Annotated in this window: 17 protein-coding genes; 7 read left to right on the top strand and 10 right to left on the bottom strand. The window is 63.1% G+C overall.

Going from position 1 to position 20,969, the window contains the following annotated elements; translation table 11 throughout:
- From SIN08_RS09530 to SIN08_RS09515, 4 genes are all read right to left on the bottom strand, one after another.
- The coding region (locus SIN08_RS09530) for a methyltransferase domain-containing protein (RefSeq protein WP_322451349.1) at positions 1 to 602 on the bottom strand (602 nt) is incomplete at its 3' end.
- A 191-nt stretch (positions 603 to 793) separates the two neighbouring features.
- Positions 794 to 1,819 carry a fatty acid desaturase gene (locus tag SIN08_RS09525; RefSeq protein WP_322451348.1) on the bottom strand — a complete coding sequence of 342 codons (1,026 nt, stop codon included), beginning with the start codon at positions 1,817 to 1,819 and terminating at the stop codon, positions 794 to 796.
- Between the two features lie 66 nt (positions 1,820 to 1,885).
- Complete coding sequence (locus SIN08_RS09520) at positions 1,886 to 2,131, bottom strand: hypothetical protein (RefSeq protein WP_322451347.1); 246 nt, start codon at positions 2,129 to 2,131, stop codon at positions 1,886 to 1,888.
- A 117-nt stretch (positions 2,132 to 2,248) separates the two neighbouring features.
- Positions 2,249 to 2,458 (bottom strand): cold-shock protein, encoded by a 210-nt coding sequence (locus tag SIN08_RS09515; protein ID WP_322451346.1) that lies wholly within the window; start codon positions 2,456 to 2,458, stop codon positions 2,249 to 2,251.
- Between the two features lie 316 nt (positions 2,459 to 2,774).
- On the opposite strand from SIN08_RS09515, the gene SIN08_RS09510 reads away from it, so the two are divergent.
- The 7 genes from SIN08_RS09510 (at position 2,775) to SIN08_RS09480 (ending at position 14,998) form a co-directional block, all read left to right on the top strand.
- A complete protein-coding gene (locus SIN08_RS09510) occupies positions 2,775 to 3,089 on the top strand; it encodes a co-chaperone GroES (protein WP_322451345.1) in 315 nt (104 codons plus the stop codon).
- Positions 3,090 to 3,140: 51 nt separating this feature from the next.
- Positions 3,141 to 4,775, top strand: a complete 1,635-nt coding sequence (gene groL / locus SIN08_RS09505) for a chaperonin GroEL (protein ID WP_322451344.1) — start codon at positions 3,141 to 3,143, stop codon at positions 4,773 to 4,775.
- A gap of 69 nt (positions 4,776 to 4,844) precedes the next feature.
- Positions 4,845 to 5,234 carry a hypothetical protein gene (locus SIN08_RS09500; protein ID WP_322451343.1) on the top strand — a complete coding sequence of 130 codons (390 nt, stop codon included), beginning with the start codon at positions 4,845 to 4,847 and terminating at the stop codon, positions 5,232 to 5,234.
- 245 nt (positions 5,235 to 5,479) lie between these two features.
- Complete coding sequence (locus SIN08_RS09495; protein WP_322451342.1) at positions 5,480 to 5,734, top strand: DUF1488 domain-containing protein; 255 nt, start codon at positions 5,480 to 5,482, stop codon at positions 5,732 to 5,734.
- 52 nt (positions 5,735 to 5,786) lie between these two features.
- Positions 5,787 to 6,065, top strand: coding sequence for a hypothetical protein (locus SIN08_RS09490; RefSeq protein ID WP_322451341.1), 279 nt, complete (start codon positions 5,787 to 5,789; stop codon positions 6,063 to 6,065).
- 6 nt (positions 6,066 to 6,071) lie between these two features.
- Complete coding sequence (locus tag SIN08_RS09485; protein ID WP_322451340.1) at positions 6,072 to 6,377, top strand: hypothetical protein; 306 nt, start codon at positions 6,072 to 6,074, stop codon at positions 6,375 to 6,377.
- 125 nt (positions 6,378 to 6,502) lie between these two features.
- A complete protein-coding gene (locus tag SIN08_RS09480) occupies positions 6,503 to 14,998 on the top strand; it encodes a GH36-type glycosyl hydrolase domain-containing protein (RefSeq protein ID WP_322451339.1) in 8,496 nt (2,831 codons plus the stop codon).
- A gap of 178 nt (positions 14,999 to 15,176) precedes the next feature.
- Here SIN08_RS09480 and SIN08_RS09475 read toward each other — a convergent pair whose 3' ends face one another.
- From SIN08_RS09475 to SIN08_RS09450, 6 genes are all read right to left on the bottom strand, one after another.
- Positions 15,177 to 16,163 (bottom strand): acetamidase/formamidase family protein, encoded by a 987-nt coding sequence (locus SIN08_RS09475; RefSeq protein WP_322451338.1) that lies wholly within the window; start codon positions 16,161 to 16,163, stop codon positions 15,177 to 15,179.
- Positions 16,164 to 16,205: 42 nt separating this feature from the next.
- Entirely contained in the window at positions 16,206 to 16,934 is a 729-nt protein-coding gene (locus SIN08_RS09470) for an ABC transporter ATP-binding protein (protein ID WP_322451337.1), read from the bottom strand.
- Positions 16,924 to 17,649, bottom strand: a complete 726-nt coding sequence (locus SIN08_RS09465; RefSeq protein WP_322451336.1) for an ABC transporter ATP-binding protein — start codon at positions 17,647 to 17,649, stop codon at positions 16,924 to 16,926. Before SIN08_RS09465 ends, SIN08_RS09470 begins: the two co-directional genes overlap by 11 nt.
- Positions 17,649 to 18,734: a branched-chain amino acid ABC transporter permease gene (locus SIN08_RS09460; protein ID WP_322451335.1), complete on the bottom strand. Its 1,086-nt coding sequence runs from the start codon at positions 18,732 to 18,734 to the stop codon at positions 17,649 to 17,651. The genes SIN08_RS09465 and SIN08_RS09460 overlap by 1 nt, the downstream gene beginning before the upstream one ends.
- Positions 18,735 to 18,737: 3 nt before the next feature.
- On the bottom strand, positions 18,738 to 19,610 hold the full coding sequence (locus SIN08_RS09455) for an ABC transporter permease subunit (protein ID WP_322451334.1): 873 nt from the start codon (positions 19,608 to 19,610) through the stop codon (positions 18,738 to 18,740).
- 107 nt (positions 19,611 to 19,717) lie between these two features.
- The gene (locus SIN08_RS09450) at positions 19,718 to 20,959 is read right to left on the bottom strand and encodes an urea ABC transporter substrate-binding protein (protein WP_322451333.1); all 1,242 of its coding nucleotides are present in this window, start codon (positions 20,957 to 20,959) and stop codon (positions 19,718 to 19,720) included.
- Positions 20,960 to 20,969: the final 10 nt, after the last annotated feature.

Genomic DNA, 20,969 nt, shown 5'->3' with positions numbered 1-20,969 from the left:
GAGCCGGCGATCTTGAAAACCGCCATCTGACTCGCGCCGCCATAGGCGGGATGCCGTCCGGCAATGTCGTTGCAGGTGACGGCATAACCGCCTCTTGCGGCAACACCGCGTGCCCAGCGGCGGAACTTCGCCCGATCCCATTCGAAACGATGGTCGGCGTGGCGAAATCTATGGGGTGGAACGCCGAGCAGCGGATTGAACTCCGCGTTCGGCGTCGTTACGACCACGGTCGCCGGGCGCATCCGGGCAAAAATGGCCCGTTCCAAGGTCGACAGCCGGTCGGGTGCGATATGCTCAATCGTCTCGATCAGGATGGCGCAGTCGAAGCCGGTCAGCCTGGAATTGCCCTCGGTCATCGAGCCGAGAACAAGATCGACCCTTGCCGTTGCTTCCTCCGTCAATGCGTCCAGCCGCGCGCGAAGGCGGTTTAGGGAGGCTCCGCACAGATCGACGCCGACGATCCGTTCTATCTGCGGTTCCGTTGCCAGGCGGACGAGCAGGTCGCCATCGCCGCACCCCAGATCCAGGACACTGGAAGCTCCGCTCGCGCGGACGATCCGGTGCGCCGCGTCAAGCCGCTGCTCGTGCAGCCATGTCGTCACGCGCTACCTCCGCAAAGCCGATCTCTCTGCGTCCTCCGCGACAGGTGCTCACGGTCAATGCAGTCCGGCATTTCCTCAAATATCAAGCTCACGCGGCTCGCGACCTTTCGGCCGGGCCGGCGGTCAGAGCGGCGAGCACCAGGACCGCACCGGTCCATGGACGACGCAAGATCATGCCGCGTTCACTGCACTCAAGCCGCCCTTGCTTCGCGAAAAGAGACAAGGCGTTTGGCACTCTCGTCCCACAGCACGAGTTTGACGCATCTCAGGCTCTGCAGAAAGGTAATGCGGCCTATGTCGCGCAGATCTGGATGGTCCCGCAGCACTTCCGGCAGACGATAAAACGGCACCTTGGCCGACAAGTGGTGCACATGGTGGATGCCGATGTTCCCCGTGATCCAGCGCAGTGGAAAGGGAAGATCGTAATGCGAGCTGCCGTGCAGAGCGGCGTGCTGGAAGTTCCAGTCGTCGTCCTCGGACCAGTGCGTCTCCTCGAACTGATGCTGAACGTAGAAGAGCCACACGCCGGCCGTCGCCGCCATGAGGGTGATCGGCACCTGCACCATGAGAAAGGGACCGACCCCCATCAGCCACATCAGGCTCGCGACCGGAAGGGCGATGCCGAGATTGGTGACGATCGTCGAGGTCCAGGGCTGCACGCCGGCGCGCATGAGGCCGAGGGGCAGTCGATACTGGCAGATGAACAGCCAGGCAGGGCCGAAACCGAACATGACCAAGGGATGGCGATAGAGCCGATAACGCAGGCGGCCCCACCAGGGCAATGCATGATACTCCCCCACCGTAAGGGTGTTGACGTCGCCGATCCCGCGCTTGTCGAGATTGCCTGCCGTCGCATGATGGACGGCATGGGTGCGACGCCAGTAATCATAGGGTGTGAGGGTGAAGACGCCGATGACCCGGCCCGTCCAGTCGTTGGCGGAGCGGCGGGCGAACAAGGCCCCGTGCCCGCAATCATGCTGCAGGATGAAAAGGCGGACCAGAAAGCCGGCTGCGGGGATCGTAAGCAGGAGGCCCCACCAGTAGCCGTACACGGCAGCGACCGCCGACAAGGTCCACAACGCGACAAAAGGCAGGGCCGTGACAGCTATCTCGAGTGTGCTGCGGGCCGGGCTGGGTTGTTTGTACTGTGCGAGAACCGCAGTCCAGGAGCGCTCCTTCCTCTCAGCGGGGGCGTCAGCGGCGAAGTTACTTTTCACAAGCTATCCAACTTAACATATGCGCCCAGGCGGGACGCGTGGTGATAGTCACGTCGTTTCGGGTACTCAGACTGCACGGCGGGAAGCAGCCGCCTTCGTTTTCTTTGCAGCGCGAGCCTTGGTCGGCGTGGGTTGAGGTTGCCGCGCCTCCATTTCCAGACGCGCCTGCCTCAGCCTTTGGGTCTTGGCTTGTCGGCTGTCGGCTTCCGCCTTGATGAGCGCGCGCGCCGTACTGTCGGTCAGATCCGCTTTGCTCTGCGCCTTCGATGGCACGGGCCGAAACAGATTGTTTCTCGTGATGGTGTCTGTCATATCATTGCTCTCCTTACGGATTGGCCTGAAACTAAAAAGGCCGGGCAGAAGCCCGACCTCCTCCTCGTCTCGACGATCCGTGCCAATACATCCGTGGTCACGTCTCGAAGACGAAGTTTACGCGGCCTGCAGGTTTTCCGCAGCACTCTTGCCCGAACGGTTGTCCTTGACAACATCGAAGCTCAGCTTCTGGCCTTCCACGATGGTGCGCATGCCGGCACGCTCGACGGCAGAGATGTGGACGAATACGTCCGCAGCGCCGTCATCGGGCTGGATGAATCCGAAGCCTTTGGTGGCATTGAAGAACTTTACGGTTCCAACGGTCATGACGATTTCCTTTCAATCAGTCATTACGAATATGCTTGCCGCGCATGACGCGAGAAGCGGTCAAGGTCGAATTTGAGAGGGAAGATCGTCAGAGCGCTGTGGCGCATAACAAAGTTCATCAAACAAGATCGATCCGCTCCTATATAGGCATGTCCGGTGTCCAAAACAAGGTTGCGACCAAGAAACTGGTTATCGGGACCGTCATCAGAAGAGCCTCGCCCCTAAACGATTGTTTCTGGCACTCCTGTTAATCGACTGCCAATATGCCTATATGAAGGGATGTGGCCCCCTACACCCGGCCGCAGAAAGAACACTCATGAAATTCCGGCCCCTCCACGACCGCGTCGTCATTCGGCGCGCCGAAGGCAATAGCACATCCAAGGGCGGGATCATTATTCCCGACAATGCAAAGGAGCAGCCGCAGGAAGGCGAAGTGCTCGCCGCTGGTCCGGGCGTTCGCGACGAAAGCGGCAAGCTGGTTCCGCTCGGCGTGAAGGAAGGCGATGCGGTTCTCTTCGGTAAATGGTCGGGCACCGAGATCAGAATAGACGGTCAGGATCTGCTGATCATGAAGGAAGCCGACGTTATGGGCATCGTCGAAAAGACGGTGCTTGCCGAGAAGGCCGCCTGACCGAGCGATTTCTGCGGGCCCAGTTTCAAGAACGAACGAATCGAGAAAATCATGTCTTCCAAGGAAATCAAGTTTGGCATCGATGCGCGCGAGCGGATGCTGCGCGGCGTCGAGCTCCTGAACAACGCCGTCAAGGTGACGCTCGGCCCCAAAGGCCGCAATGTCATCATCGACAAGGCCTATGGCGCGCCGCGCATCACCAAGGACGGTGTCACCGTCGCCAAGGAAATCGAGCTTGAGGACAAATTCGAGAACATGGGCGCACAAATGGTGCGCGAGGTGGCCTCGAAGACCAACGACCTTGCCGGCGACGGCACCACCACCGCGACCGTACTTGCCGCGTGCATCCTGCGCGAAGGCACCCGGCTTGTGGCGACCGGCATGAATCCAATGGACTTGAAGCGCGGCATCGACCTTGCGGTCGACGCCGTCGTCAAGGACATCGCCGCGCGCGCCAAGAAGGTCAAATCCTCCGGCGAGATCGCCCAGGTCGGCACGATCGCCGCCAATGGCGATGTCTCGATAGGCGAGATGATCGCCAAGGCGATGGAGAAGGTCGGCAATGAGGGCGTGATCACCGTCGAGGAGGCCAGGGCCGCCGATACCGAGCTCGACGTCGTCGAAGGCATGCAGTTCGACCGCGGCTATCTCTCTCCCTATTTCGTCACCAACGCCGAGAAGATGCGGGCGGAGCTCGAGGATCCCTACATCCTCATCCACGAGAAGAGACTCGGCAATCTGCAGGCGATGCTGCCGATCCTCGAAGCTGTCGTACAGACGGGCAAGCCGCTCCTGATCATCTCCGAGGACGTGGAGGGTGAAGCGCTCGCCACGCTCGTCGTCAACAAGCTGCGCGGCGGCCTGAAGGTCGCTGCCGTCAAGGCGCCAGGCTTCGGGGATCGCCGCAAGGCGATGCTGGAGGACATCGCGGTGCTGACGGCCGGTCAACTGGTTTCCGAGGATCTCGGCATCAAGCTCGAGAACGTCACGCTCGATATGCTCGGCCGCGCCAAGCGGGTCCTGATCGAGAAGGATACGACCACCGTCGTCGACGGTGCCGGCGAAAAGGCCGATATTTCGGCCCGCATCCAGCAGATCAAGGGGCAGATTGAGGAGACCACCTCGGACTACGACAAGGAGAAGCTCCAGGAACGACTGGCCAAGCTCGCCGGTGGTGTGGCGGTCATCCGCGTCGGCGGCGCGACCGAGACCGAAGTCAAGGAAAAGAAAGACCGCATCGACGATGCGCTGAACGCCACCCGTGCGGCGGTCGAGGAAGGCATCGTGCCTGGCGGCGGCGTGGCGCTTTTGCGCGCCAAGGCGGCGCTAACCGGCCTAAAAGGAACGAACGCGGACATGTCCGCTGGCATCTCGATCGTACTGAGAGCCCTTGAAGCCCCGGTCCGGCAAATCGCCGACAATTCCGGCGTCGAAGGTTCAATCGTCGTCGGCCGGCTGATGGACGCGAAGGACCCGAATACGGGCTTCAACGCACAGACCGAACTTTATGTCGACATGATCGAAGCCGGCATCGTCGATCCCGCCAAGGTGGTCCGCACGGCCCTGCAGGATGCCGGATCCATCGCAGCGCTTCTTGTCACGACGGAAGCGATGGTCGCCGAGATCCCGCAGAAGGGCGCACCGGCCATGGCTGGCGCCAACGGCATGGGCGGGATGGGATACTGAGCAGTACCGGAAAAGCCTGTCGGAGACGACCGCGCATAGCCGGAGCAACAATCAGGAAGGACCAATTCCATGGGAACGCAGAACAACAGCACATCCATCGCCCAACGCTGGAACAACTATCAGCCGTCGAAATCGACACTCGTGTGGGCATGCGCCGTCACGGCCGTTGCCACCATGGTCGTCGGATTCAGTTGGGGCGGCTGGGTCACGGGCGGCACGTCGCGCACGCTGGCATCGACGGCGGGAGACGTCGCACGCGGAGAACTAGCCGCGCTCATATGCGTGGAGAGGTTCAATGCGGCCCCCGATTCAAGGGGCCGCCTCGTCGAGCTCAAGGCACTTAACAGCACCTACAGGCAGCGACAATTCATCGAGGCCGGCGGCTGGGCGACGATGCCCGGCAGCACGTCCGCCACTCGCCGTGCGGCCGAAGGCTGCGCGGTCGCCCTGGTGGCCTGAGTGTGGCTTCTCACATCCAAGTGAGGACCGAAGATGGAGGCGCCACTCAGCTCTCAGGTCCAGCGGGCCAGCAACAGCATTTTGCGCGGCAGTCGAGTCCGGCCATCTTGCCCGAATGGACCGTGACGCGTGCGAGATCAGCGTCTGCGTGAATGAAGGCGGCGCTGTCGCCGCTCGCCCTTTGCAGAAACGGCAGGGCGACGAACAGCAATTTCTCTCCTTCCAATGCCAATGAGGTATCAGTTGTGACACTCACATTCCCCAATAGAAGCCGCAGCTATGACGAGACCAGAGAGCGTGTCCGTTTCATCGGCCATGATGGCATGTTCGAGGTGCGGTTCTCCGTCGAGACCAACGCGCTCTCCACCGCAACCGACGACGAAGCGCATTATCTGGCCGCTTTCGATGCAGCGCGCACCACGATCCACGATGTCGCTCGGGAAATCTACAGGAACGCCCGCAAGACCGAATATGTGCTGACGGCGGCGGACTTTCGTTAAGCTGGGACTCCCCTGGATCACCCCGGATGGGAGTTAAAGATTGGATTCTGCCATGACCGTTCGCACCACGCATACAGAGATCACGTTCAAGCGACCATTCATGCTGAGCGCCTTTGACGCTCGGCAGCCGGCAGGAACCTATCGCCTATCGGTCGACGAGGAAGAAATCTTCGGTCTTTCCTTTCTCGCCTACCGGCGCAAAGCCACGGTGCTGCAAACTCCGGCGATTTCCGTGACAAGCAGCCGACATCAAACGGTGGAGGTCGACCCGGAGGAACTGGCGGCGGCATTAGACGCGGATGCGCTCGCAAGCCGGACTGTTGAGGAGTAGCCGTTCGTGCAGCACCTTGGTGGAATTCACGGTACCGGCGTCCTGAAATGCGGAGACAAAACACTTGGCCGCGCGGACTATGATTTTGACGGCTTCCTGAGGAAGCCGGGCGAAGTGATCGGCAGCGGCGAAATCCGGATGACTCCCGACAGGCTGCGACAGGTATTCGGCCGCAAGGATCTGCAGTTCCTGACCGATGAGGGGCGGCTCCTGAGTCTACGCTTCTCCGATAAGCACCTGCCTGAGGCCAGCGACGCCGCTCACGTGGACGTTGCCGGCGACCTGCCGCCGCAGACGGAGTGGCGGCACTGACGGTCGGACTCAGTTGCCGCGATTATCGATCGTGCTCGGACTCTGCCTCTGTCTGAATAAGGGCCGGGGATTCAACAAAATCAGCCTGTTGAGCGCGAGTAGCGCGCAGGCTGGAAAGGCCCTTCTTGAAATCGATCCTTAATCTTCTGGGGCTTCGCTCCTCATCATCGCCATGGAACGATGTGGCGCCGGTGAGAGAGGAGCTTTTCAGCGTGGAGCGGCTCGAGCAGCACGCGGAAAGCCTCGCTGCCGCGCAGCCGGTGAGCAATCGGCCTCCAGCCGTCCTGCCCCTGCACACGAGGCTCAACGACAATGCCACTGTTTTGCTTGCCGCCTATCGGGCCAGTGCCGCGGAATTGGAGAGCGGCAGGGGTGTGGTCCCTGCCGCTGAATGGCTTCTGGACAATTATCATCTGGTCGAAGAGCAGATTCGCGAGATCAGGAACGATCTGCCTCCCGGCTATTATCGCCAGTTGCCGAAGCTGAGTGAAGGACCACTTGCGGGCTATCCGAGGGTTCTCGGGCTCGCCTGGGCCTTTGTCGCGCATACCGACAGCCTCTTCGATCGGGAGAAGCTGCGGCGGTTTCTGGTGGCCTATCAGCGGGTTCAGCCCCTGACGATTGGCGAGCTGTGGGCAGTAGCGATCACCCTGCGCATTGTCCTCATCGAGAACCTGCGCCGGCTGGCCGATCAGATGACCGTTGGCCGCGCGGCGCGCGCGGATGCGGCGGCGCTTGCCGGGCGGCTTCTTGCATCGGACTGCGGCAAGACCGCGCTCGAAACGGATATCGCCTCGCGCTCACCGGAACCGTTGTCTGAACTCTTTGCAGCGCAACTGGCCAAACAGTTGCGGAATCAGGATCCCGAAACAACACCGGCGCTCGGTTGGCTGGAGGAGCGCCTTATACTCCAGGGCGTGTCGGTCGACGCCGTGGTGCAGCACGCCCAGCAAAGGCAGGGCGCCTCCAATGTCACCGTGCGCAACATCATCACCAGCATCCGGCTGATTTCCGACATCGATTGGGCGGAGCTTTTCGAGAGCGTGAGTCTGGTCGACGAGCGGCTGCGGGCGGGAAGCGCCTTTGCCGATATGGATTTTCCGACCCGCGACCTTTACAGGAACGCGATCGAGCAACTGGCCCGTGGCTCCTCGCTCTCTGAGCTCGAGGTTTCGGACATTGCGCTTGATGCTGCGCGCCAAGCAGATGCTGAAGCGGACAGTACACCAGGCGCGGAGCGTGCCGGCGACCCGGGCTATCACCTGATCGCGCAAGGCCGCGCGGCACTTGAGCGCGCGATCCGGTTCCGGCCGCCGCCGCGGCTGCGGATCAGCCGCTTCAACACGCGACTTGGCATTGGCGGCTATATCGGGTTGATCCTGCTTGTCACGGCGATGGTGCTGGCCGTCGCCCTGTGGGTGCTTTCGCGATTCGGTCTCGACACCATCTGGCTCGTACTGTTCGCCTTGGTCGGATTTCTCCCCGCGACCGAGGTTGCGACCTCCCTCGTCAACCGTGCGATGACCTGGAGTTTCGGCGCGACGATCCTGCCCGGTCTCTCACTCAAGCAGGGCGTTCCGGAATCCATGCGGACGCTCGTCGCCGTGCCGACGCTTCTTACCAGTGAAGCAGACCTTCTGGAGCAGGTGGAGCGCCTCGAGGTTCACCACCTTTCCGGCGTCGGCGGCGACCTTGTCTTCGCCCTCCTTACGGACGGGCTCGATGCGGATCAGGAAGTCATGGAGGGAGATGCCCGACTGCTCGATAGTGCCGCCGAGGCGATCGCTCGATTGAACCGACGTCACGAACCAGCCGCCGGCGGAAGCCGCTTCCTCCTCCTGCATCGGCGCCGCGTCTTCAACGCGGGCGAAGGCAAATGGATGGGGTGGGAACGCAAGCGCGGAAAGCTGCATGAGCTCAACCGGCTACTGCGTGGCGCTGACGACACCACCTTCATGCCCATAGGCGGACGGCCGCCGCAAGTGCCCGCCGATGTGCGCTACGTCATCACGCTGGACGCCGACACGCGGCTGCCGCGCGATGCGGCGCACCGCCTGATCGGCAAGATGGCGCATCCGCTGAACCACCCGCGCTTCAGCGATGCGGAGCAACGTGTCGTCGACGGCTACGGCATTCTCCAGCCGCGCGTCACCCCCTCGCTTCCGGTCGGCCGCGAAGGATCCTTCTATCAGCGCGTTTTCTCTGCCCCCGGCGGCATCGACCCCTACGCGGCTGCCGCATCAGACGTGTATCAGGATCTCTTCGGCGAAGGCACCTATACCGGCAAGGGCATCTACGATGTCGACGCCTTCGAGGCGTCCCTTGCCGGCCGCGTGCCGGAGAACACCATGCTCAGCCACGATCTCTTCGAGGGCGTGTTCGCCCGCGCCGGTCTCGCTTCCGATGTCGAGGTGATCGAGGAATTCCCGTCCCGATACGACGTCGCCGCCAAACGCCAGCATCGCTGGACGCGTGGCGACTGGCAACTCCTTCCCTGGGTAACGGGACTGCGCAGCGGAAATCTTGGGCTTCCCTCCGTCGGCCGGGGGAAGATGCTGGACAATCTGAGGCGGTCACTGCTGGCGCCGTTCACGCTCCTGGCTCTGGGGTTCACATGGCTGATGCCGCTGCCGGCCGCAGTGACGGGAACTTTGCTCCTTCTTGTCGCCGTCGCGATCCCAGCGTTCCTGCCGATTTTACTCACCCTCGTGCCGCATCGATCCGGCATTCGCTTGCGCAATCATGTTGCAACGCTCGCCGCTGACGTGCGGCTCGCAGCCGTTCAGAGCGTCCTTTCCATCGTTTTCCTGCCCGACCAGGCGTGGCGAATGGGCGATGCCATCGTCAGGACGCTGGTGCGCCTCTTCGGATCCCGCCGCCATCTGCTGGAATGGACCACGGCCGCGCAATCGAAGGGAAGTCCGCGCCTGAACTTCGCCGGTTTCTATCGCCGTATGGCTTCCGGCACGCTGCTCGGGCTTGCCGTGGCTGCGGGCGCCATTGCCCTGGCGCCTTCGTCCTGGCCGCTCATCCTGCCCTTCGCGTTGTTGTGGCTGGCCGCGCCGGGGCTCGCCCTGTGGGCAAGCCGGTCGCCGAAGGCCGGACCGCGCCTTGCGGTTTCCGATCCGGATGCGACCGAACTGCGCCTCATCGCACGCCGCACCTGGCGCTTTTTCGAGACCTTCGTGACGCCCGAGGACAATATGCTGCCCCCGGACAACTTCCAGGAGGATCCGAAGCCCGTCCTCGCGCACAGGACGTCGCCCACCAACATTGGGCTCTATCTCATCTCGGCGGTCGCCGCCCGCGATTTCGGCTGGGCCGGCACGGTTGAAACGGTGGAGCGGCTGGAAGCCACGTTGTCGACCATGCGCAAGCTCGCGCGGCGCAACGGACACTTCTTCAACTGGTATGCGACGCAGGACCTGCGTATCCTCGAACCTGCCTACATCTCTTCGGTCGACAGCGGCAACCTCGCGGGACATCTTATCGTGCTCGCCAACGCTTGCGAGGATTGGCTGAACGATAGCGTCGCGCCGAATGCCCGGCTCGGCACGACGGACAGTATCCAACTTGCACGTCAAGCGCTCGGCGCCCTGTCTAGGGATCATCGCGGAGCTCAACTCTCCCGGGTGCTTGATGAAATGGAAGCCCTGTTGAACGGCCCGCAGACGCTCGATGCGTTGTCTCCCGTGCTGACGCGGCTGGCCGACAAGGCCGCCGGCACAGCGCGCGATATGATCCCGGCGGATATCGACGGCAGCGCCCCGGATCTCGTCTTCTGGGTTGAATCATTCAAGAAGGGCGTGGCCGAACATGCGCGTGACCGGCCCGCGGACCCCGCTCTGAAAAAGCGATTGCAGGCGCTTGCCGCGGATGCGCGCGAGATGGCGCTGGCGATGGACTTCGCCTTCCTTTTCGATCCCGAGCGCAAGCTGTTGTCGATCGGCTATTCCCTCGCCGACGATAGCCTCGATCCGAGCTGCTACGATCTGCTCGCTTCGGAAGCGCGGCTTGCGAGCCTCTTCGCCATCGCGAAGGGCGATGTCGAGACACGGCACTGGTTCCGCCTGGGGCGGGCCGCGACACCACTCGCAAACGCGTCGGCGCTGATCTCCTGGTCAGGTTCCATGTTCGAATATCTGATGCCGTCGCTCGTCATGTGCGCGCCTGCCGGCAGCCTGCTCGAACAGACCAACCGGCTGGTGGTGGAGCGCCAGCAGGCCTACGCGCGGTCGCTCGACATTCCATGGGGGATCTCCGAGTCCGCCTACAACGCACGCGACATGGAGTTGACCTATCAGTACTCCAATTTCGGCGTTCCTGGTCTCGGTCTGAAGCGCGGCCTCTCCGAAAACATTGTGATCGCGCCATATGCCACCGGACTCGCGGCGATGATAGACCCGCACGGCGCTCGCGATAACTTTGCCCGCCTCGCGCGGTTGGGTGCCAATGGTCGCTACGGCTTTTTCGAAGCGCTCGATTTCACCCGTTCGCGGCTTCCCGAAAAGACGATGGTGTCCGTCGTCCGCACATCCATGGCCCATCACCAGGGCATGACGATCGTCGCCATCGCCAATACGCTGCACGATGGCGAGATGCGTGCCCGCTTCCATCGCGAACCGATGATCCAAGCATGCGAGCTGCTGCTTCAGGAACGCATACCCCGCAACGTCGCAACCGGCCATCCGAGGGCGGAAGAGGTAAAGGTCTCCCCAACCACGGCGGATGCCGAATTCCCGACCTCGCGCCGCGTTGCCGCCACCATGGCCGGTCCGCCGGTCACTCACATGCTGTCGAACGGTCGCTACGCGGTGATGTTGACAGCCGCCGGCGCAGGCTACAGCCGCTGGCGCAACATCGCCGTCACGCGCTGGCAAGAGGATGCGACCCGCGACGACTGGGGCTCTTTCATCTTCCTGCGCGATGTCCAAAGCGGGGATATCTGGTCCGCCGGGGCCCAGCCCCTCGGTACCGAGGGGGAGAATCGCGAGGTCGTGTTCGATGAGGATCGCGCCCAGTTCACCTGCCGCCACGGCAACCTGACGACCCGGATGGATGTTCTGGTCTCCGGCGAGGACGACTGCGAGGTCCGGCGCATATGCTTGAGCAATGGCGGGCGGCGGCCACGCGAGATCGAAATCACGTCTTATGCAGAGATCGTCCTGGCGCCACCCGCCGCCGACCGGGCACATCCCGCCTTCTCCAAGATGTTCGTGCAGACCGAGCATGCCGCCGAATTCGGCGCGCTGATTGCAACGCGCCGTCGGCGCTCGCACGCCGAACCGCACGTTTGGGCTGCCCATCTCGCCGTGGTCGAGGGGGAGATAGTCGCCGATCCGCAATACGAGACCGACCGCGCCCGCTTCGTCGGGCGCGGCCGCACAATACGCACGGCAGCGGCGGTGGCGGAAGCGGGGCCGCTCTCGAACACGGTGGGTACGGTCCTCGATCCCATATTCTCGCTGCGGCAACGCGTGAAGATCGCACCCGGCAAAGTTGCGCGCATCGCATACTGGACCGTCGTCGCATCGTCGCGCGCCGAACTCATGGACCTCATCGACAAACACCACGATCGCAGCGCGTTCGAACGTGCCAGGACATTGGCGTGGACCCAGGGGCAGGTCCAGCTCCGCCATCTCGATGTCGATGCCGGGGAGGCCGCGGATTTTCAGCGCCTGGCCGCACCCATCCTCTACGCCGATCCAAGCTACCGGGCGCCCTCCGATGAGATCGTCCACGGTGCCGGTTCGCAATCCGACCTGTGGCATCTCGGCATTTCCGGTGATCTGCCGATCGTGTTGCTGATCATTGACGATCCCCAGGACATGCCTCAGGTTCGGCAGTTGCTGCGCGCCCATGAGTATTGGCGGATGAAGAGCCTCGCCGTCGACCTGGTAATCGTCAACGAGCGAGCGTCCTCCTATACGCAGGACTTGCAGGTCGGCATCGAGACGGCTGTGCGCAGCAGCCAGTCGCGACCGCGCTTTGGCGCGGAACTCGCGCAGGGCTCCGTCTACGCAGTTCGCGCGGATCTGATGAGCGCCAAGGCGCGCGACCGGCTCCATTCGATCGCCCGTGTCACATGTTCGGCACGTCGCGGACCGATAGCCGAGCAACTCGATCGTCTGCTGACCCCATCTCTCGATCGCCCCTCGGCCTCCCTCCTACAAAGGCCTGTGCAGCAGCTCTCCGCGCCTTCTGCGCCGCACGCGCAGCCGCTCGAATTCTTCAACGGGCTCGGCGGTTTCGACAAGAACGGACGGGAATATGTGGCGATCCTCGACGACGGCGCCGTCACGCCCGCGCCATGGATCAACGTGATCGCCAACCCCGATTTCGGCTTTCAGGTCTCGGCGGAGGGAAGCGGCTACACCTGGGCAGAAAACAGCCGCGAGAACCAGCTCACGCCATGGTCGAACGATCCCGTGGCCGATCCGAGCGGCGAGATGATCTACGTCCGCGACGAAGAGACCCTCGATCTGTGGAGCCCGACCGCGCAGCCGATCCGCGACAGCGGCACCTATGTCTCGCGCCACGGTTTCGGCTACAGTCGCTTCGAGCACGAGGCAAACGGCATCGCGCTCGATCTCCTGCAATACGTGCCTCTGTCCGACCCCATCAAGATCTCGCGCCTGACCCTTCGAAACCTTTCCGGCCGTCCCCGCCGCTTGTCGGTCACGAGCTATGCTGAACTGGTGCTCGGCACCTCGCGCAGCGCCACGGCGCCCTTCCTGGTGACTGAGATCGACGAGACCACCGGCGCGATGCTGGCGCGCAATCCCTGGAGTATCAATTCCTCCGGTGGCATCGCTTTTGCCGATCTTGGCGGGCGGCAGACGGCATGGACCGCCGATCGAACCGAATTCCTTGGCAGCTACGGCAACCCGTCGGCCCCTCGCGCGCTCACCGGTCATATGCCGCTGTCGGGGATCACCGGCGCCGGCCTCGATCCTTGCGCGGCCCTGCAGCAGACAATCGAGATCGGCGCAAACGAGACGGTCGAGATCGTCTCGTTTTTGGGAGAGTGCGGCTCGCAGGAGGAGGTCCGGGCGCTGATTGCGCGCTATCGTACCACCGATCTCGATGCCGTTCTCCAGGAGGTGACGGATCACTGGACCGGCCTTCTGCAGGCGGTCCAGGTCAAGACGCCGGACCGCGCGACGGACATCATGCTCAATGGCTGGCTCCTGTACCAGACGCTCGCGTGCCGCATCTGGGCGCGCTCGGCCTTCTATCAGGCGAGCGGCGCCTACGGTTTCCGCGACCAGCTTCAGGACGGCATGGCCCTGGTGCTGGCAAGGCCCGAAGAGACACGGGCCCATCTCCTGCGTGCGGCCGCCCGGCAGTTCGTCGAAGGCGATGTCCAGCATTGGTGGCTGCCTCAGTCGGGGCAAGGCGTCCGCACGCGGATTTCGGACGACCGAGTCTGGCTCGCATTCGCGGCGGCGACCTACGTGAACACTTCAGGTGATGCCGCGGTTCTGGATGAGACCGTCCCTTTTCTCGACGGTCCGCCGCTTGACCCCGGCGAGCACGACGCGTTCTTTCATCCAACGGGGGCGGCTGAATCCGCCTCTCTGTTCGAGCACTGCGCCCGTGGCCTAGACCAGTGCCTCCAATTGACCGGCGAGCTCGGCCTTCCCCTCATGGGTACCGGTGACTGGAACGACGGCATGAACCGCGTCGGCGAAGGCGGCAAGGGCGAGAGCGTCTGGCTCGGCTGGCTGCTGCTGCGCACCATCGAGCTGTTCGCGCCCCTGGCGGAAAGCCGCGACGCAGACCGCGCCGAACGCTGGCGTATGCACGCAGCCTTGTTGCGTGAGGCGCTTGAAAAGCATGCATGGGACGGTGAATGGTACCGCCGCGCGACCTTCGACGACGGCACCTGGCTCGGCTCGAAGGACAGCGAGGAGTGCCGGATCGATTCCATCGCCCAGTCCTGGGCCGTCCTGTCGGGTGCAGCCGACCCGGCGCGGGCGGCAACGGCGATGGTCTCGCTGGAAAAGCATCTCGTCCGCCGTGAAGACGGCATGGCACTATTGTTCACGCCGCCCTTCGACAAGACGCCGCGCGATCCCGGCTACATCAAGGGCTATCCGCCGGGCCTGCGCGAGAATGGCGGGCAATACAGCCATGCCGCCATGTGGGCGATCCTGGCCCTTGCAAAATCGGCCGCGGGCGACAAGGCGCACGGCCTGTTCTCGCTGCTCAACCCGATCAACCATGCGCTCACGCGCGAGGAGACCGAACGCTATAAGGTCGAGCCCTATGTCGTTGCCGCGGACGTCTATTCCGTCGCGCCACATGTCGGCCGGGGCGGATGGACCTGGTACACCGGCTCCGCCGCCTGGATGTACCGCTCCGGCATCGAGGGCATTCTGGGCATCCGGCGCGAGGGGGAATTCCTCATTGTCAACCCGTGTATCCCGTCGGCCTGGCCGGGTTTCGAAGCCACCCTGCAACTGGGTTCAACCCGCTACGAGATCCGCGTGGACAACGCGACGCGCCGCGGTTCGGATGCCTGGTCCGCAGTGATGGACGACGAACCTTTGCAGTGTATAGGAGAGAGCGTACGCGTGCCGGTAGACGGACGCAAACACAGCTTGATTCTAAAGTGATTTCATGAACTCAAAGCTGTCATAGCCCGATTATGACGCAATACCCGGTTTCATTCCGCGCGGCCGCAATGTATCGCCCCGATTGCGCCATATCCCGCCAGAGATCGAGGCCGGAAAGACGCTGGGCTTTCGCTGGAACGGTGAATCGTCGAGGACGACAGCGAAATCCATTCCACTGTCAAAGGTAATGCTTCTGCACCGATGCACCCAGCGTGTATTTCGGGTCGACCATGTTGCCGAGACGCACGCGGCCGGTTTGGGTGAGAAACATATACGCGTCGATCTCCTCGAATCCGTAGTCGGACGCCATCCACCGTACCAGTTCCCGATAGGCGATGCGCGCCGCGTCCTCCATGGGTTTGGCCGAACCGATCGTCATGATGAAGTCTTCCGTCTCCAACCGCGGCCACTTGAGGGTCCAGCCCTTGATGAGATCGATCTGTATCGTCGTCACGGTCGGATGCTCGACGGCCACACCGCACAGCTCGCCATCGCCCTGGGCGGCATGGCAGTCTCCGAGATACAAAAGCGCGCCGGGTGTGTTGACGGGCAGGTAGATCACCGCGCCGACGCGCACGTCCGGCAGGTCCATGTTGCCGCCGTAGTAGTCCGGCTGCAGCGACGTGATCGCCTCGATTTCCGGTGACGTGCCGATCGTGCCGATGAACGGCTGGTAGGGGATGGTGAGCCGACTGTTCCATCTCACTCCAGTGTCGGGATCGACGTGGAGTTTGCGCACGCGCTCCGGCAGCGGCGGGTTCAGGAGCGCGGTGTCCCCGGTGGAAACCAGCCCGCCGAAATCAGGCATGATGACGGTGGTGCCGGCGGGCTGGGGGCCGCGTGGCACCATCGACTTGATGTAGACGGCGAGACAGTCGCCCTTTTCCGCTCCGTTGACGTAAATCGGCCCGTTCTGCGGGTTGAGGTAGGGAAAGTTCAGAATTTCGCTCGGCTTGTCCGTCTCGTGCTTTATGCGGCCCTCGAAAGCATCATGGGTTTCCACGGTGACGACGGCACCGGGATCGACCTCGATCACCGGATCGACATAGGGGCCGTAGACATAGTGGTAAGTCCCCTGCTCGGCTTCGGTGATGGTGTGCTCTGAAAGCGCCTTGCCGGCGGCTTCGCCGCGCGTTGCCAGGATTGAGGTTTCCAGCCAGGACATGTGGTTCTCCCTTTGGTTATGAAGTGTCCGCCGCCACGGGTGTCAGACCGACAAGTACTGGCGGACGCGCTCCCGGTCGTCGAGCTCTCGGGCCGTGATCTCGGCGACGATCCGGCCCTTGTCCATGACATAGCAGCGCTCGGCCATCGCCTGGATCATGTCCAGATTCTGCTCCACCAGGACAACTGTGACGCCGCTTGCCCGGTTCAGGGCGACCATCGAGCGGGCAATCTCCTGAATGATAGAGGGCTGGATGCCTTCCGAGGGCTCGTCGAGCAGAATGATCTTAGGGCCCCCGACCAGCACCCGGCCGATGGCGAGCTGCTGCTGCTGCCCGCCCGACAGGGTCCCCGCGCGCTGCCGCCGTCGTTCCCTGAGGATGGGAAAGGTTGTAAAGACGGCGTCATATGCTTCGTCGACATCGGCTTTGACGTGTCGCCCGCCGCGGATCATCTCGCCGACCTTCAGGTTCTCGACCACGTCCATGCGCGGAAAGACATCCCTGCCCTGCGGCACATAGCCGAGCCCGAGGCGGGCGCGCCGGTGCGCCGGCAGGGCGCGAACGCTCCTACTTGCGAAAACGACGTCGCCTTCCATCGCCGGCAGCAGGCCGGTGATGGTCTTCATCAGTGTCGACTTGCCGACGCCGTTGCGGCCGATCACGGCAACGATCTCGCCTTCGCGGACCTCCATATCGACGCCCTGCAGTACCGGTTTCCCGCCGTACCCCGACCAGAGGCCGACGGTGTTCAGGAGCACTTCACGAGGCATGGGCATGTCCTTGTCCAAGATAGATCGCGGTGACGCGCTCGTCGCTGACGATCTCGTCCATCGAGCCCTGCGCGAAAACACGGCCCTGGTGGAGAACGGTGACTTGATCCGCCACTTGCCGCACGAAGGTCATATCGTGCTCCACGGCCAGCACCGTCGTTCCCTGCCGATTAAGCCGGCAGATCATGTCGCCGGTCGCGCGGGTTTCTTCCTCGGACATGCCGGCGGTTGGCTCGTCGAGCAGCAATAGCCGCGGCTTGAGGCTGACCGCCATACCGATTTCCAGCCACTGCTTCTGACCGTGGCTGAGGTCGCCGGCGGGCTGCGAGCGCGCTTGTTCGAGCTTCAGGAACGCCAAAAGGCGGTCGATTTCGCCGTCAAGCGACTCCCGTCCGTGGTGATGTTGTAACGCGATCTCCAGGTTCTGGCGCACCGACAACGTCTTGAAGATGCCGGGGACCTGAAACTTGACACTGATGCCACGGTGGATGCGCTGGAAGGGCTTCAGCCCGGTAATGTCCTCGCCCGCAAAATGAATGGAGCCGCTCGATGGCGCGTGCTCGCCGAGTATGAGCCGGAACAGCGTACTCTTGCCGGCACCGTTGGGGCCGATCAGGCAGTGAACCTCGCCTTCCGCGACGGCGAAGTCTACATCCGCGGTCACGTGCAGGCCGCCGAAATGCTTGTTGAGTGCGCGTGTTTCCAGCAACGGCATCAGCCCGCCCCCTTTCGAAAAAGACGCCCCAGATGGCGGGCGAGCGTGACGATGAAGCCATCCGGCGCCAGAAGAACGGTAACGACCAGAAGCAGCCCCATCACCACCAGCGCGTACTGGCTGCCGTAGATCGTGAGCCACTGAAAGCCGGCGATCACAGCGAGCGTGCCGATCAGCGTCGCCGTCAGGTCGGAGCGGCCGCCGACGGAGACCCAGATCACGGGCAAGGCGGCCGACGTGATGGACATGGAAGACGGCGTGATGTACTGCCCCCAGCTCGTGTAGAGACCGCCGGAAAGTCCGGCCAGGCACGAACCGATGACGAACGCCCCGAGCTGGTATTTGCGTACATCGTAGCCCAGCATCTCGGCCCGCTCGGGGTTCTCGCGAATGGCCACGAGCACGTTTCCAAAGCGGGAGTTCACGAGTATGCGGAGCCCCAGATAGACGAGCACCAGGAGCGCGAGCACGAGGCAGTAGAGAAGCCGGTCGGGAAACAGGATGATATCGCCACCCGGCCAAGGGAGGGTCAATGGCGGCATTCCGCCCATCCCGTTATAGCCGTTCAGTCGTGCCGTGCCGACGGTCCATTCCGGCCCGGCCGTCTGCGCCATGAAACGCTCCAGGACCAGCGTCACGGACAGGGTGACGATCCCGAGAAAGACACCGCTGATCCGGCCGAAAAACAGGAAATAGCCGAGCGCGGCCGCGATCAGCCCGGCAATCCCGACACTCAGGAAGAGGGCGGCGAAGGTGAACCCGTATGCGTCGCCGACGTTGATGGTGAGGATGCCGTAGCCGTACCCGGCAATGCCGAAGAAAGCGGTCTGACCGAACGAAAGCGCGCCACCGTACCCCCAGATCAGGCTGAGGCCCAGCGCCATGAAGGTCCAGTTGAGAAAGTAGACGGTGTTGCCGACCGTGTAGCCGTCGGTGAAGAACGGATAGGCGAAGGCAAGGACGACCACACCGGCGAACCCGCTCCAGAAGACCGGCCCACTGCCCAGTGTCTGGGGTCCTTCGAGCAGGCGCAGCACCCTTGGGGCGGAGATTGCCGTATCAGGCAAGGTGGAAACGTTCTTCATGGGTCAGGCACGCTCGCGAAGAAAGAAACCGGAAAAGCCTTTAGGCAGGATCCGGATGACGATAATGACGGCAACGAGAAGTCCGATCTGGCCGAAGAGCTGGCCTTGCCAGGACGTCAGGAGTGCCTTCACGAGGCCCAGCACCACCGCCGCCGGCGCCGTACCCAGGAAAACGTCCGCGCCGCCGACGACGACAGTCACGAATGCTTCCATCAGGAAGGTCGAACCCATGGTCGGCACGAGGGTCATGGTCGGCGCGTAGAGCCCGCCGGCAAGCCCGGCGAGTGCGGTGCCAAGGCCGAAGGTAATGCCGTAGACGCGGCCGGTGTTAACGCCGAGTGCCTCGGCCATATGCGGAACCTGGATGGTGGCCCTGGCGACGATCCCGAAACGGGTGGCGTTGAAGACCAGGTAGAGACCGACCAGGACGGCGATGGCGGCGGCGATCAGGACCAGCCTGTAGACCGAGTAGGAATATCCCCCGACATCGATGCTGCCGAACGGGGTACCGATGCCCGCCATGGTGGAGCCGAGCAGGATGAGCGTTCCCTGCGTGGCGATGAGGCTGACGCCCCAGGTCGCAACGATGGTGTCCAGCGGTCGGCGATAGAGGGGGCGAACCACAATGCGCTCGACGAGCATTCCCACGAGCCCGGAAGCGACCGCGCCGGAGACGACCGCCACAGGCAGCGGAATGCCGACACGCGCCGCCGCCACCGTCACATAGGCGCCGCACATGATGAACTCGCCATGGGCGAGATTGATCACACCCATCATGCCGAAGATGATGGCGAGGCCGCAGGCGGCGAGCACCAGGAAGGCGAACGCGTCACCGAACTGGTAGAGCAGAGCGAAAGCTGCGCTGAAAAGGTCCAAGGCGGGTCTCCGAGGCGGGAAAGCCGGGTAACGCTCGCGACATCGTCCGCAAGCGCGAGATTTGCGCGGCGTGCGCGAACGCATTCACGCACGCCGTGGTGCAAGGCTCATTCGGCCGGTGGCGGGCTGGACGGCGTGTACTGCGCGCTTGGATCGTTCTGCGTCAGGTCGCAGCCGACCTCGCCCAGCCAGTAAGGCTGGATGTTCTCCCATACCTTCGGGAAGGAGATCGAATGATCCTCGCCCACCTTCGCCAGATAGATGGTGTGCGACATGTGCTGGCTCTTGGGATCCAGGCAGACATTGCCGGACGGGCCGTCAAAGCACACGTCACCCTGAGCGATCACCTTGCGCAGGTCCTCGCGGTCCGTGGAACCGCCGGCGCGCTCGACCATCTGCTTGTAGAGATTGAGCGCAATGTACGAGTTGGCCGCCTCCTGGTTGATATAGGCCTCGTCCGGGAACATTTCGTGGAAGCGGCCCTTGAAGTCGTTGCTCGCCCCGCTCTCGACCTCCTCGATGTAGTTCGTGGTGACGTACATGTCAGCGAGGCTCGGCGGATTGAAGCGCTTGTGCTCGTAGCCCTGGCCGACATTGACCGAAGAGGCCATCGGCAGCCCGAGATTGGCCGCGGCGGCCTGTTCGTAATAGGAGGCCTGGGCGGTGCCCACGAGGAGCGTCACGACGAAATCCGGATCGGCGTCCTGAATATTCTGGATGGTTTGGGAGAACTGCGAGACGCCGAGCGGAATGAACTCCTCGCCCACCATTGTGCCGCCCTTCTCCTCCACGATGTTGCGCACCCATTCCGCCGAGATCTGACCGAAATTGTAGTCCGCGGCGATCGTGTAGACGTTCGATCCGTATTCCTCCATCATCCACGGAATGAGGGTGGAGAACTGCTGCTCGGGCACGGCGCCGGTGACGACCATGTTCGCGTCGCAAACCCCGCCTTCATATTGATTGTTATAGAAGGCGAAGCCGTCGAACTGGTTGAGGATCGGCCGGTAGGCTTCCCGGGATGCGGAGGAGAAGCCGGCGAAGACGACGTCCACCTGGTCGCGCTGCAATACGCGGCGCATGAATTCCTGATAGCGGGTATTGTCGGACTGCGTATCATAGACGACCAACTCGACCGGGCGGCCGTCGATTCCGCCCGCATTGTTGATCTCCTTGGCCGCCAGCTCGATGGCATGGACCTTGACCGCGGTCGCGGCGGCGAAATCGCCGGACTGGTCCTCGAGTACGCCCACCTTGATCGCTTCCTGGGCCTGTGCGGTGCCGGCGCCCAGGCACAGAAGGACCGCGCCCACGGCGAGCGGTTGCGCATATGCTTGCTTGACGTTCATTCCTGTTCTC

The sequence above is a fragment of the Chelativorans sp. M5D2P16 genome (genome assembly GCF_034427935.1).
Classification (GTDB): domain Bacteria; phylum Pseudomonadota; class Alphaproteobacteria; order Rhizobiales; family Rhizobiaceae; genus Chelativorans.
This window is presented reverse-complemented; position numbering and strand designations above follow the sequence as displayed.